The sequence below is a fragment of the Arthrobacter sp. S41 genome (assembly GCF_004320535.1).
Lineage (GTDB): Bacteria > Actinomycetota > Actinomycetes > Actinomycetales > Micrococcaceae > Glutamicibacter.
This window is the reverse complement of the sequence record NZ_SIHY01000002.1, coordinates 88,720-102,950: the sequence shown is the minus strand read 5'-3', so window position 1 is coordinate 102,950 and position 14,231 is coordinate 88,720. Positions and strand designations below refer to the sequence as shown.

Genomic DNA, 14,231 nt, shown 5'->3' with positions numbered 1-14,231 from the left:
GTGTTGAAGATTCAGTGCAAATAACGGTGTGGTCTCCGCTTAGGAGGCCACACCGTTATTGGCTGAAGTGTACCCAGTTGCTTGGATTACTGTTCTGCGGTCTCGACAACTGCCATCGGCGCCAAACTGGCACCGCGCAAATCGGTGGTGCCACCCAAAGACTTCAAATTGAGTTCATGATTTCCAGGGGACAGGAACGCGGTTGAACTCAACGAGGCCTGTCCATCTTGGGCAAATACTTCAACCGAAGTTGTATCGACCAGTACATCTAAGCTGACCGCTCCGTTGTCGCTGGGAAGATGCTCGCTACGAATCTCGCGGTAAGCCTCGGGCATGGTGGAGGCTACCTTGTCTTTGTCGCGGTTGAGGAAGAGAGTTTGGTCTTTGAAGTTGTAGCCGACAGTCACGGTCGCACCATTGGCGTCCTTGATCTCAACTTGAGCCTCATCGCTTGGCGAAGTCTCATCTTGGGCAAGATCAACGTGGAGTCGGTAAGAATCCGTTTCAGCTTTGCCCACCGAAGCGCTGTGCCCCGTGGGCACATCTTGCGCTGTGGTTTGGGCTGGATCGCCGGCGAGCTTATCAACCGCTGCAATAGGCTCCGAGAATAAGGTCGGTTTTCCTGAAACCTCACGCAACGAAAGCTGACGAACCGTGGACATAGATCCGCCGGACCAATCGCCCAATGGAAGATCTGAGGCGTAAGCCCAATTGTTCATCCAGCCCAGTGCGTAACGGTGGGCCAAAGGACCTTCTGCTTGAGGATCCTCCCACGACACTGCCGCGTAAAAGTCGGATCCGGCATCAAGCCATTGAGGTTCTTGTTCGGCAGGGGTAAAGGTCTTGCCATCAAAGTCACCGGACCAGTAGGTGTAGCCGGTGGTACGTCCAAAACTTTCCCCGTTGGCGCTGATGCCTAAGACCCACGTAGTGCGTTCGGGGTCACCGTCTACGGACATTTGGAAGAAATCTGGGCATTCGACTGTGCCAAGGTCTGGCGCTTCGAAACCAGACTGGTAGTTCCAGGACTTGAGATCTTTGGAGGTGTAGAAGCCGACTTTGCTTCCTTCGGCCAACAGCATGAGCCATTGATTGCGTTCTTTGTCCCAGACAATTTTCGGATCTCGCCATGCGTCGACGCCGGGATTGTCCATGACTGGGTTGCCCTCGTACGAGGTGAAAGAGTATCCGCCGTCGGTTGAGTAGAACAACGACTGACGTTGAACACCGTCTACTTGCTGGGTAACCAACGAGATGACTGCGTTTTTGCCGAAACCTGCGGTGTTTTCTGTATCAACGACCGCACTGCCGGTCCAGATATCACCTAGACCGTTTTTGTATTTCTCAATGGCAACGCCTTCATCTTTCCAATGAACAAGGTCAGTGGAGGTGACGTGATACCACTCGGTACCGTTGCCGTCCGGGTAGTCAGCGTTATAGAGATAGTAGAAGTGCCACAGTCCGTCTAGGAAGAACGGGCGTTGCGGATCGTTCATCCAGTTTTGGCTCGGCGTTAGGTGATTGGCTGGGCGGAACTGCGACCAAGATTCTGGCCGTTGAAACTGTTCGGCTTCTTGAGCGTTGTTGTCGCTCTCAGTTTTTGGTGATTGTGGTGCAGGGCGTAGGAATTGCCAAGCCAGCAAAGCCACGAGGACCAGTGCACAGGCGGCTGCGGCAGCAATAAGAATCTTGGAGTTCTTGGTCTGTGGCTGAGTCATCGGTCTTTCCAGTAGGTCAGTTCAAACGCCGGTAAAGGGCAGCAACGATGGGTGTCGTCGCAAAAGATTTGGGGAGAGATCGTGCGTCGCTACGAGTGACAGTTACCCACGCTAACGAACAACCAAAACGTTTTGCAAAGAATGTGATGAAGATTTCGTTAAGAATCCTAAAAAATGTGATCCTGCTTCCAAAACGTTTTGAATCGATTGACAGGAGCTATGTGAATCCTTAGATTCGACTGTGGAGAGAGCGTGTGTCGCAGCCCGAGCGATTGTCCGATTCCGTATCGAACGAAGGCAAACAATCGTGAATAAGCAACGCACCAAACGCGGCATTCTTGCTGCTGTACTGAGCATTGGAGCGCTCGGTGCAACTTTGGTTTCGGCCCCAGCAGTGGCCGCAACCGAGCCGGTACCAGGTTTCCCTGCGCCAACTGAGCACACCCAAAAGGCTTACAGCCCAACCGATGATTTCACGTCGCGTTGGACCCGTGCAGATGCTAAGCAGCTGAAGGCAATGTCTGATCCAGACGCTGCTTCCCGCGAAAACTCGATGCCAACCGAGTACACCATGCCAACCGTTCCTCAGGATTTCCCTGACATGAGCAACGAAGAAGTATGGGTCTGGGATACCTGGCCACTGACTGACGCAGACGCTAACCAGTACAGCGTTGGCGGCCAGGAGATCATCTTCTCGCTAGTTGCTGACCGCGACTTGGGCTTCGATGAGCGTCACCAGTACGCGCGCATCGGCTACTTCTACCGTCCAGCTGGCGTCCCAGCTGACGAGCGTCCAAAAGACGGCGGCTGGACCTACGGCGGCGAGGTCTTTGACGAAGGCGTCACCGGCAAGATCTTCGAGGATAAGTCCTACAGCCACCAGACCCAGTGGTCTGGCTCGGCTCGTGTAGACAAGAACGGCGAAATCAAGCTGTTCTTCACCGACGTTGCCTTCTACCGCGATAAGGATGGCAAGGACATCAAGCCTTACGATCCACGTATCGCATTGAGCGTCGGCCACGTTCACGCAAACAAAAAGGGTGTAAAGTTCACCGGTTTCGACAAGGTCACCGAACTGCTCCAGGCAGACGGTAAGTACTACCAGACCGCTGAGCAGAACTCCTTCTTCAACTTCCGTGACCCGTTCACCTTTGAAGATCCAGCACACCCAGGCGAGACCTTCATGGTCTTCGAGGGCAACACCGCGCAGAAGCGTGATGCAGCAAAGTGCGATGCTGATGACCTTGGCTACAACAAGGGCGAAACCAACGGTGAAACCGTTGCAGAGGTCAACAAGTCAGGTGCAACCTACCAGATCGGTAACGTTGGTTTGGCTCGTGCAAAGAACAAGGAACTCACCGAGTGGGAATTCCTGCCACCAATCTTGTCGGCTAACTGTGTTACCGACCAGACTGAGCGTCCACAGATTTACATGCAGGACGGCAAGTACTACCTGTTCACGATTAGCCACCGCTCCACCTTTGCTGCTGGCATCGATGGACCAGAAGGCGTTTACGGCTTCGTAGGTAACGGTATTCGTAGCGATTACCAGCCACTGAACCGCGGTTCAGGCTTGGCTTTGGGTAGCCCTTCAAACCTGAACTTTGCAGCAGGCAGCCCATTCGCTCCTGACTACAACCAGCACCCAGGCCAGTTCCAGGCATACTCGCACTACGTCATGCCTGGCGGACTGGTTCAGTCCTTCATCGACACCATTGGCACCAAGGACAACTTCGTCCGAGGTGGCACCTTGGGCCCAACTGTTAAGTTGGACATCAAGGGTGCGTCGGCAACAGTTGACTACAACTATGGCGACAATGGACTTGGCGGCTGGGCAGATATTCCTGCCAACCGCGAGCTGAAGAGCGGCAAGTTCGGCAAGTAATTCATCAACAACAACGGCCGGTTCAGCACCTAGGGTGCTGGGCCGGCTGTTGTCGTGTCTGATGCCTATATCCCACAACGGCTTCAGGCTGATCTTCACGGAATATGCATCCGAGATCTGTGCTTTAGGCTTTGCGCTCTTCGAGTTTCTGCGGCGGCTGAACAGTGACATCATGGCGTACCCCGCGCCCGGGTAAACCGTTGAGGTCAATGGCCAAATACCACGGACCCGAATGTGGAACCTTAATTCGAAAGGGTGCCCGGCGGGCAAGACCGCCATGAAAGTCGTACTTTTCGCCGTCTTGATAGGCCGCAAAATTCTCAGGGTCCATCAGTCGCACATTTGCTGGCCCGCTCAGTGTAATAACCAGAACACTGCGGCGTTCAAGGTAGTCCCACGAGTGTTCTGCAAAATTTGGTTCAGTCACGATGAAACTTTCCGAAGAAGAATTACTGGTTAAACAAACGGCGCCCGAGCCACCAACTTATCAGTTGATGTTTCGGGCGCCGCGTGCGTTTGTGGCTTTAGGCCATGGTCGCGGTGTCAATCACGAAGCGGTAGCGAACATCCGACTTGAGGACGCGCTCGTAAGCTTCGTTGATCTGATCGGCCGAGATAACTTCGATCTCTGCACCAATGCCGTGCTCACCACAGAAGTCCAGCATTTCCTGGGTCTCCTTGATGCCGCCAATTGCGGAGCCGGCGAACGAACGACGTCCACCGATCAAAGCGAAAGCGTTCACTGGAAGTGGCTCAGCAGGTGCACCAACGTTGACCATGGTTCCGTCAACACGCAGCAACTGAAGGTAGGAGCTGATGTCGATCGAAGCGCTGACCGTGTTGATGATCAAATCGAAGGTCTTCTCAAGCTCAGTGAAGGTGCTCTTGTCACTGGTGGCGCGGTAGTCGCTAGCGCCCAACTTGAGTCCATCTTCCTTCTTCTTCAAGGACTGGGACAGTACGGTCACGTCGGCACCCATGGCGCTGGCGATCTTTACTGCCATGTGGCCCAAGCCGCCCAAACCGACAACTGCAACCTTCTTGCCTGGGCCTGCGCCCCAGTGGTGAAGTGGCGAGAAGGTAGTGATACCGGCGCAAAGCAGGGGAGCGGCAACATCAAGCTCGATGGAATCTGGGATGCTCAGTACGAAGTCTTCGGTGACAACCACGTTGGTGGTGTAACCACCCTGGGTGATGGTGCCATCGCGGTCGGTAGCACCGTAGGTGCCAACCGAGCCCTCGGTGCAGAACTGCTCTTCGCCAGCAACACAGTATTCGCACTTGCCACAGGAGTTGACCATGCAGCCAACGCCAACGCGGTCGCCGACCTTGTGCTTGGTGACCTCGGAGCCGACCTCGGCTACGATGCCAGCGATTTCGTGGCCTGGAGCCAGTGGGTAGGACTGTGGTCCCCAATCACCCTTGACGGTGTGGATGTCCGAGTGGCAGATACCTGCAAACTTGATGTCGATCAGAACATCCTTTGGACCCACGGCCCGACGCTCAATCTGAAGTGGAACAAGTGCCTCAGTGGCCGATGGTGCAGCGTATGCGTTTGCCATAGTTGTCATAGGAGATTTTTCCTTTGTCTATCTGTTTACTTCTCATCGTGCACCGGTTCGGCGCACGGTGGTATTCAGTTACTGGCGGGTCCAGATTTTCACGCATGAGGGCAATCGAATCTTGAAAGATTCCCGTGCTCTGCTCACAGGCGCACAAGGTGCACCCAGAAGCATCAACGATGCCGGATACGTAAATAATCCCATCTCGCCGAGATTAGTGTTCTATTTTTAGCCAATGCACAGGAACGGTGCACTAGTTGTGAGCGGGAACGAGCTTTTGATTATTAGCGTTGCGTCGGGCAATGACGGCCAGACTGATAACGGGGATGAGCGTCAGCATGGCGATGCTCGCTCCAACAACTACCGGACCGGTGGTTCCAAGCTCAGTTTCCAAGGCTTTGCCACCGAGCCACGAAGCGATTGTAGTTCCCACATTAAAGCCCGCGACGGTGAGCGAAGAGGCCAACGTTGGTGAACGATCCCCATACTTGATGGCCAAGGAGGCAAGGATCGGGTTGGCGCCCAAACCAAAAAATCCGAGCAGGGTGATCAACACAATCATGGGCAGTTGCAGGCCGGAGAACAGGCACACTGAAACAAGAATCAGTGTGGACACGGCCGGTGCAATGACTGTCATCACGTGTGGATGCGCGTCCCCTAAGCGGCCACCAATCAACGAACCGATCAGCGATCCCACACCAAAACCGATCAGCACCAAAGGTATGACCGATTCGCTGAAGCCGGTGCCGGTGATGAGCAACGGCGAAATATAGGAATAGGCCGAGAGCACGCCACCGGTGGTTGTGGCGCAGGCGGCCAAGGTCAGCCACAACCGCAGTGAACGCAGACCCGCCAGTTCACGAGGAATTGAGACCTGGGAATGTTTGGAAATATTGTGCGGAACAAAACGCGCTATCAGCGCCGCCGAGATGACCGCCAGGACAGCCAAGCCCCAGAATGATCCGCGCCAACCGAAGTACTGGGAAGCAAAGGCGCCCAAGGGAACACCGAGCACGGTAGCGAGCATGCCTCCGGCATTGATAATTCCCAGCGCCCTAGAGGCCATGCCCGGGCCAGCACTTTTAGCTGCAACGACTCCAGCGATGGACCAGAAAGCTCCGGTGGCCAGAGCGGTAACAAAACGAGCCACCATCAGCAGCGTGAAATCTGATCCCAACGCGACAACCACATGTCCAGCAGCAAAGACTGCCAAGGACAAAATCAAGGTTAAACGCTGTGGCAATCGCAGGGTCAGCAGTGCCATCAGTGGTGCACCAATGACCATGCCCGCTGCAAAGACGGTGATCAGTAGACCCGCTCGTCCCACGCTGACGTCAAGCTCGGCCGCCAACTGGGTCAAGATGCCGGCCACGATGAACTCGGTGGTGAGCATCGTAAAGGTACCTACCGCCAAGACATATACGACCAGCGGGATTGACCGGTTGGCCTTGCCCCTCGTCGTAGCATCAGATCGCACCGCTACGCGGCGATCGTCTACGTTCATCAACGTCCTGTTCTATAAGAAGGAATCTTTCCATATCCATTACACCGTGACTGGAGCTATGCGAGAAAGGTTGCGTTTATAGGGGCACTGGTTGTACCCCCGAAAAACTTCAATCCTGACTTACCTTTAAAACATGACCGACCCGAAAAACCAGCGCAGCAACATCAAAGACTTCCTCACTAGCCGTCGCGCCCGTATCCGTCCCGAAGAAGTTGGGTTCGCTGTGGGGACTCGGCGTCGGGTCCCTGGGCTACGCCGGGAAGAAGTTGCAGTGCTCGCCGGGGTCAGTCCCGAATGGTACGCCCGACTAGAAAAGGGCAACATTTCAGGCGTCTCAGAAGAAGTGTTGCTCGCCGTGGCCACCGCACTGCGGCTAAATGAAGAAGAGCGCATTTATTTGCTGGAGCTGGCTCAGACCGCCCGGGGGAGCGCAAGTAAACCCGCGAGGCGTAAAAAGGTTGATCCGATCTCGCCCTCGGTGCAGTGGTTTATGGACTCAGCCACACTCTCGGCGACCTTCGTCCGAAACGGGCGATTAGATGTTGTGGCGTCAAACAGCTTGGGCCGGGCCTTGCACGCGCCCATGCTTAACAGTGACACCACCAAAGCCAACGCACACGCTAACTTTGCAAGGTTCCATTTCTTGGACCCAGCAGCCAAGGAGTTCTTCCTTGATTGGGAAGCTGGCGCAGCTGCGACCGCGGCACTTCTTCGCGCCGAGGCCGGACGCGAGCCCAACGATAAGGCGTTGCAAGATCTCATTGGCGAGCTATCCACACTCAGCGACGACTTTAGAACACTGTGGGCCACACACAACATCCGCTTCACCCATGAGGGCATCAAGCGGCTGCAACATCCTGCGGTTGGTCGTTTGGATCTGGCCTACCGTTCCTTCGGCATCGCCCAGCTACCGCGTGCTGCCCACGAAATGAGCATTTATGTTGCTGAGCCAGGATCTGTGAGCGAAGAGAGTCTAAAGATGCTTTCCAGTTGGACTTGCGCGCCAGAAGAGAAGTCTGCGCGCAGTAGCTAAGCGGATCATGATGATGTTCTCAGTTTGGGCTGGCCAGTCGAGATCTGCAGCTTTGGCCAATTCCCGGTAGGCTAGTACTTGGGTCAGCATGTTCTATGCAGACCCCGAATGAAAATAACTCCCAGGGCTGACCAACCGTTGGTCCCGACCGCCAGCTTCGCGGTCCTCGGTAGTGGCTTTCGCTCAAGTGCTTATCGCACGCTAGCGCGAGTCTCGATCGAAGACCAGATCTGGGTAGGGCCACACGGTTCGCTTATCCACCTAGCTGGGAGCGAACGAAAGGAGAACCCCCTTAATGGAGGGTCCAGAAATCCAATTCGCCGAAGCACAGATCGACAACGGTCGCTACGGCACCCGCACCATTCGCTTCGAGACCGGCCGCCTTGCTAAGCAAGCTGCAGGTTCGGCAATGGTTTACATCGATGATGAAACCGCATTGCTTTCGGCAACCACCGCCGGCAAGCACCCACGCGAAGGCTTCGACTTCTTCCCACTGACCGTGGACGTTGAAGAGCGTATGTACGCTGCCGGTCGTATCCCAGGTAGCTTCTTCCGCCGCGAAGGCCGCCCATCGACCGAAGCCATCTTGGCTTGCCGTCTGATGGACCGCCCACTGCGCCCAGCTTTCGTCAAGGGTCTGCGCAACGAGGTTCAGGTTGTTGTTACCGTCCTGTCCATCGATCCAGATGAGCTGTACGACGTTGTAGCAATCAACGCTTCCTCGATGTCCACTCAGCTTTCGGGTCTGCCATTCTCCGGCCCAATCGGTGGCGTTCGCGTTGCACTGGTTGACGACGGAAACGGCGCACAGTGGGTTGCTTTCCCACGCCACTCCGAGCTGAAGAACGCTGTCTTCAACATGGTCGTTGCCGGCCGTGTTGCAGGCGACGACGTTGCCATCATGATGGTGGAAGCTGAAGCTACCGACAACTCTTGGGAACTGATCAAGGAACGCGGCGCTCAGGCTCCAACCGAAGAGGTTGTTGCAGAAGGTCTTGAGGCTGCAAAGCCATTCATCAAGGTTCTGTGCGACGCTCAGGCTGATCTGGCTGCTCGCGCTGCCAAGGAAACCGTTGAGTTCCCAGTCTTCCGCGATTACGAAGAAGATGCTTTCGCTGCTGTTGAAGCTGCTGCTTCGACCCGCTTGGCTGAAATCTACACCATCGCTGACAAGCAGGAGCGCGACAACGCTGCTAGCGCTTACAAGGACGAAGTTCTTGCATCTCTGACCGGTGAAGGCAACACCTTCGCTGGCCGTGAGGGCGAGATCTCCAAGGCCTTCGGCGCAGTCACCAAGCACATCGTGCGCCAGCGCATCTTGACCGATCAGATCCGTATCGACGGACGTGGATTGGCTGACATCCGTCAGCTCTCCGCCGAGGTTGAGGTTCTGCCTCGCGTTCACGGTTCGGCAATCTTCGAGCGTGGCGAAACCCAGATCATGGGCGTAACCACCTTGAACATGCTGAAGATGGAACAGCAGATTGACTCGCTGTCCCCAGTGAAGTCCAAGCGTTACATGCACAACTACAACTTCCCTCCATACTCGACCGGTGAAACCGGCCGTGTTGGTTCACCAAAGCGCCGCGAAATCGGCCACGGTGCACTGGCAGAGCGCGCACTGGTTCCAGTGTTGCCAAGCCGTGAGGAATTCCCATACGCAATCCGTCAGGTCTCTGAGGCACTGGGCTCCAACGGCTCGACCTCCATGGGCTCGGTTTGCGCTTCGACCCTGTCGCTGCTGAACGCTGGTGTGCCACTGAAGGCACCAGTCGCCGGTATCGCTATGGGTCTGGTTTCGGACACCGTCAACGGCGAAACCCGTTACGCTGCCCTGACCGATATCCTCGGTGCCGAAGATGCCATGGGTGACATGGACTTCAAGGTTGCCGGTACTTCTGAGTTTGTTACCGCAATCCAGTTGGACACCAAGTTGGATGGTATTCCAGCTTCGGTTCTGGCCGCTGCGCTGACCCAGGCTCGTGAAGCTCGCCTGCACATCCTGAACGTGCTGAACCAGGCCATCGATACTCCAGATGAGCTGAACGTCAACGCTCCACGAATCATCTCCGTGAAGATTCCAGTGGATAAGATCGGTGAAGTCATCGGCCCTAAGGGCAAGATGATCAACCAGATCCAGGAAGACACCGGCGCTGACATCTCGATTGAAGATGATGGCACCGTGCTGATCGGCGCAACCGGTGGCGAAGCCGCTGAAGCTGCCCGCTCGGCCATTAATGCTATTGCTAACCCTCAGGTTCCTGAGGTTGGCGAGCGTTACCTGGGTACCGTCGTGAAGCTGACCACCTTCGGTGCGTTCGTTTCATTGACTCCTGGCAAGGACGGTCTGCTGCACATCTCTGAGCTGCGCAAGATCAACGATGGCAAGCGTGTTGAGGACGTCGAAGACGTTGTCGGCGTTGGCCAGAAGCTACAGGTTGAGATCACCAAGATTGATGACCGTGGCAAGTTGTCGCTGGCTCCAGTTGTTGAAGAGGACGAAGAAGCTGCTGCAGAGTAGTTTCTAGACTCCATCAAAAAACCTCGGTTCTCCACTTGGTGGGGGACCGAGGTTTTTTATACCCACTGCAGCGCCGCTGGGATTTCTTGGCTTGTGGTATTCAGCAAAAACACAAAACGCACCGGAGCTAAAAACCATGTGGTTCAAAGATCCGGTGCGTTTCAGAGAACTTAGTGCTTAGACCAAGTTCTTGTCGTAGAACTCGCGTAGTGCAACGCTCTTCTGCTTAGCGATCTCGTCCCACTCATCAATGGATGCCGAGTCGTCAGCGTAGTCAGATGGAATCTTGAAGATCTGCAGCGGAATATCAAAGCGCTGGCAGATGCTGGCGTAGGCGTAGCCTTCCATGTCCACCAAGGAAGCACCGAGCTCCTTGATGTGAACGCGCTGCTCATCATTTGATACAAACACGTCACCAGTAGCCATCACGGCTTGGAAGTCGGGCAGAACGATCTCGCCGGTGGGATCTACGTCCGCCGAAGGCAATGGGAAATCATGCTGGATGAGTTTCGTGACCTGGTAGATGGTCTCAAGGCTTGGACGGTCTTCGCCTGCATGTCCCACAACACCAGCGGTACCCAGAACGATGACATTCTTGATATTTCCGTCAGCAAGGGCGCCTGCCAGAGCAACCGATGCATTGATCTTGCCGACGCCTGAAATCAGGTGTTCTACATCTGCAAAGGCTACTGCTTCGTCTTGATGCGCAAAGACGAGCAAGGACTTCTGATCCGACATGAATTTCCCCTCTAAATGAAGTCAGCTCGGGTAGATTACTGCACCCGAACGTCCTAAGAAGTCTACCGGTTACGACTCATTAACAGGCATCGATTCTCGGTAGGCACAACGGATACACTTTATTCATGAGTGATATTGAACTTGCTGAAGTTGAAAGCTTTGCCTTGGATCACACCAAGGTCAAAGCGCCCTACGTGCGAAAAATTGGAGTTGAGCGTGGGCCTAAGGGCGATGCAATCACCAATTACGACATCCGCTTTGTGCAGCCAAACCACGGTGAAATCCCTACCGCTGGTCTGCACACGATTGAGCACACCATGGCCGGACTACTGCGCACCCGCATCGATGGCCTGATTGATTTCTCCCCATTCGGCTGCCGTACCGGCTTCCACATGATCTTGTGGGGCGAGCCCGAGCCAGCAGAGGTCGCTGCAGCGGTCAAAAGCTCGTTGGAAGACATTGCAGAGAAGATCACCTGGGACGATGTTCCAGGCACCGAAGCAAAGAGCTGCGGTAACTACCGCGACCACTCGCTGCACTCGGCACGCGAATGGGCCAAGGTAATTCTGGAACAAGGAATTAGCCTTGATGCCTTCAAGCGTTCCAAGCTTGCATAAATAGCTCGCTAATTTTCTCGGGATCTCGTGCTTCTTCTACGGAGAAGCACGAGATCTTTTGCGTTTTGCAGGCCACGAATAAATCAATGGGGCGCACCGTCTCAGCCAAACCCTAGGTGCTTTGGGTAGCATGGTTGATATGCGCAAAGTTCTTTCCTCAGCTGCCGTAGTAGCCTTCATTATTTGCTCAACCAGCGGATGCGCGGATCTAGATTCGGCCAGAACGGCCACCATCTCTCAGGGATGCCAAGATGCCATCTCGGCACAGAACAAGACTTGGTCAGATAAAGATGCCTCCGAAACCAAGATCAAAGAGGCTGAAGCCAAGGGCTTAGACGCATGCAAGGACTTGGACGAATGGAGCACCGCAGTTTCGTACAATCCGGGCTCCGTGGGTTACGAAGAGTTGAGTGTTGAAGAAGCGGCGAACTCTGCCTACCTAGCTTGTTCTTCGATTGACCCGGAACACAAGACGCCAGTATGTGATGACGCTGCAAAGCGTGGATACCTCGACGAGTCCTAAACAAACTAGTTTTGCGCCAAGCCGCGCGCGGGTTGAACCTGTAGAGAACAGGGGCGGCCCGGCATGGCCTGTTCCTGTTTTGAGCAAATCTGAAGTTATCTCGGGGATCTTGGCCCTTCTGGCCAAAATTTAATGTGAACCGTGGCACTTAGTGACTCGGTTTTCGCTCGCCCTCGCATCTCTGAGCGAACCCTGAAAAAGACCGAATTTTCGGCACTCACCAAAATGCTTGTGACGCACCTCTTGTTTCATTGGATAGTTGTTGCCCAAGCTTTTGTTGATCTGTATGAGGGTTGGGGCACCTTCAAGACTCTAGAGTGAGTCGGGTAACAAATGAGCTTTGAGAAACACGGAAAGTCGCAATGTCGCGTTCGTAGAGCAGTACGCTTCTGCGAGCTTTTCGCGGTGCCTATGGGCCAAGGCTGATCTTCACATTTTTGGAAAGCGGAGACCGACCACAATGCCAAACACTGAACTCGACGAGCAAGATCCGAGATTAGAACAAGCCGAGGCCGCCTCGGCGACGGCAGATAGTAGCGATAAGCCACGCGTACCACGCGGCGTAGGCACGCTAGCCTTTACCGAATTCTGGGAACGTTTTTCGTTCTACGGTCTCAACGGCATCCTGACCTTCTACCTTCTGTACACCGCCTCCGAAGGCGGCCTAGGAATTGACGCGGCGTCCGCATCGGGCATCGTTGGCGCCTACGGTGGTTCGGTCTACTTGGCTCAGCTGCTCGGTTCGTGGATGGGCGAACGAGTCATCAGCCCAAAGTGGATGGTATTCATCGGTGGCATCATCATCGCCGCCGGTCACGTCGCATTGGCCTTCATCTCAGGAATGACCGGCTTGGCTATTGGCCTGGGCTTGATCATCTTGGGTACCGGCGCACTGAAAACCAACATCACTAACATCGTTGGACTCGCCGTTGAAGGCCAAGATGAAGGTCGTCGAGACGTAGGATTTGCCTACTTCTACCTGGCCATCAACATGGGTGCCGTCACCGGACCACTGGCTTCGGGCTTCGCCCAGAACGAGTGGGGATTCCACGTAGGCTTCGGCTTGGCAGCAATCGGTATGTTGGTTTCGTTGGGCGTATATATGGCGTCCATGGCCAAGCTTCCAGCGAAGTCTGGTGTTGTTGAACGCCCCATCGAAAAGTCCAAGCTGGTGCGTCTGAGCATCATTGCCGTGGTGGTCTTGTTGGCCATTATCGTCATCTTGTCTTCGGGATTGCTCCCTGCCTCATCGCTGTCTGCCATCACCACTGTGCTGATTCTGGCTAGCGCCGCGTGGTACTTCATCATGATGCTTGGCAGCAAGGAAGTCACCAAGGACGAGAAGCGTCGTGTGAGCGCCTACCTTCCGTTGTTCCTGGCTGGTGGCCTCTTCTTTGGCCTGCTGTTCCAGCAATCAACCACCATTGCAATCCTGATTTCCGAACGCGTTGACCTCGTCATTGCCGGGTGGAGCGTTCCGGTTGCTTGGATCACCATGCTTGCGCAGTTCGCTGCAGTGCTGATTACCCCATTTGTCACCTACTTCTGGGACAAATCGGGAAACAGCGGTCCGGGTGCACCGTCCAAGTTTGCGGTTGGCATGTTCCACATGGGTTGCGCGTACATCATCATGCTCCTTGTGCTCAAGATGTATGAAGGCGCATTGATCCCGCTGTTGCTCATCGTGCTTGTCATGATGGCTGCCGGTGCTTCGGAAGTCTTCGTTGGACCGATAAGCCTTTCACTGGCTACCCGTATCGGTCCTGAGCGCTTCCGTTCACAAATGGTCGGATTGAACTTCTTGACCCTGTCCCTAGGCTCGGCTTTCTCCGGACTCTTCGGCCAGCTCTACACCGTCATCAGCGATTACTCGTACTTCATCTGCATCATTGGTGCCGGCGTGATTGTCGGTATCGTACTGTGGATCTTCCGCCGGAAGCTACAGGAAAACCTGTACGCCGGGCTCTAAGCATCTCAGTCTAAAACCTCCACAGGCTAGAACCACCACAAAGCCCGTTGGATTAATTGATCCGACGGGCTTTGTTGTATCCGCAGATAGTTCGGGTGAAGAACTGCACAGGAATTTTGTCTACTTTTGCTGAGGGGCAAAGGTACGGTTGAAGGCATGGC

Annotated in this window: 11 protein-coding genes; 6 read left to right on the top strand and 5 right to left on the bottom strand. The window is 54.9% G+C overall.

The genetic code is table 11. The annotated features are described in order from the left end of the window. Positions 1-86: 86 nt before the first annotated feature. Complete coding sequence (locus EYR88_RS11780; protein WP_131089962.1) at positions 87-1,718, bottom strand: glycoside hydrolase family 32 protein; 1,632 nt, start codon at positions 1,716-1,718, stop codon at positions 87-89. Between the two features lie 307 nt (positions 1,719-2,025). Between EYR88_RS11780 and EYR88_RS11775 the strand changes: the two genes are divergently transcribed. Beyond that, complete coding sequence (locus EYR88_RS11775) at positions 2,026-3,603, top strand: glycoside hydrolase family 68 protein (protein ID WP_242632565.1); 1,578 nt, start codon at positions 2,026-2,028, stop codon at positions 3,601-3,603. A gap of 124 nt (positions 3,604-3,727) precedes the next feature. On the opposite strand, the gene EYR88_RS11770 is transcribed toward EYR88_RS11775, so the two are convergent. The 3 genes from EYR88_RS11770 to EYR88_RS11760 all read right to left on the bottom strand — a co-directional run bounded on the left by EYR88_RS11770 (position 3,728) and on the right by EYR88_RS11760 (position 6,669). Continuing rightward, positions 3,728-4,030 carry a DUF1883 domain-containing protein gene (locus EYR88_RS11770; RefSeq protein ID WP_131089961.1) on the bottom strand — a complete coding sequence of 101 codons (303 nt, stop codon included), beginning with the start codon at positions 4,028-4,030 and terminating at the stop codon, positions 3,728-3,730. A gap of 97 nt (positions 4,031-4,127) precedes the next feature. Next, a complete protein-coding gene (locus EYR88_RS11765) occupies positions 4,128-5,174 on the bottom strand; it encodes an NAD(P)-dependent alcohol dehydrogenase (protein ID WP_131089960.1) in 1,047 nt (348 codons plus the stop codon). Positions 5,175-5,418: 244 nt separating this feature from the next. Continuing rightward, a complete protein-coding gene (locus EYR88_RS11760) occupies positions 5,419-6,669 on the bottom strand; it encodes an MFS transporter (RefSeq protein WP_131089959.1) in 1,251 nt (416 codons plus the stop codon). Positions 6,670-6,802: 133 nt separating this feature from the next. Between EYR88_RS11760 and EYR88_RS11755 the strand changes: the two genes are divergently transcribed. Together EYR88_RS11755 and EYR88_RS11750 are read left to right on the top strand one after the other, a co-directional pair. Further along, positions 6,803-7,702 (top strand): helix-turn-helix transcriptional regulator, encoded by a 900-nt coding sequence (locus tag EYR88_RS11755; RefSeq protein WP_131089958.1) that lies wholly within the window; start codon positions 6,803-6,805, stop codon positions 7,700-7,702. A gap of 295 nt (positions 7,703-7,997) precedes the next feature. Then, the gene (locus tag EYR88_RS11750; RefSeq protein ID WP_131089957.1) at positions 7,998-10,223 is read left to right on the top strand and encodes a polyribonucleotide nucleotidyltransferase; all 2,226 of its coding nucleotides are present in this window, start codon (positions 7,998-8,000) and stop codon (positions 10,221-10,223) included. A gap of 177 nt (positions 10,224-10,400) precedes the next feature. On the opposite strand, the gene EYR88_RS11745 is transcribed toward EYR88_RS11750, so the two are convergent. Beyond that, complete coding sequence (locus tag EYR88_RS11745; protein WP_131089956.1) at positions 10,401-10,961, bottom strand: purine-nucleoside phosphorylase; 561 nt, start codon at positions 10,959-10,961, stop codon at positions 10,401-10,403. Positions 10,962-11,086: 125 nt separating this feature from the next. Between EYR88_RS11745 and EYR88_RS11740 the strand changes: the two genes are divergently transcribed. From EYR88_RS11740 to EYR88_RS11730, 3 genes are all read left to right on the top strand, one after another. After that, positions 11,087-11,578 carry an S-ribosylhomocysteine lyase gene (locus EYR88_RS11740; RefSeq protein ID WP_131089955.1) on the top strand — a complete coding sequence of 164 codons (492 nt, stop codon included), beginning with the start codon at positions 11,087-11,089 and terminating at the stop codon, positions 11,576-11,578. A 139-nt stretch (positions 11,579-11,717) separates the two neighbouring features. Then, a complete protein-coding gene (locus EYR88_RS11735; RefSeq protein WP_131089954.1) occupies positions 11,718-12,101 on the top strand; it encodes a hypothetical protein in 384 nt (127 codons plus the stop codon). Between the two features lie 460 nt (positions 12,102-12,561). Further along, entirely contained in the window at positions 12,562-14,070 is a 1,509-nt protein-coding gene (locus EYR88_RS11730; RefSeq protein ID WP_131089953.1) for an oligopeptide:H+ symporter, read from the top strand. Positions 14,071-14,231: the final 161 nt, after the last annotated feature.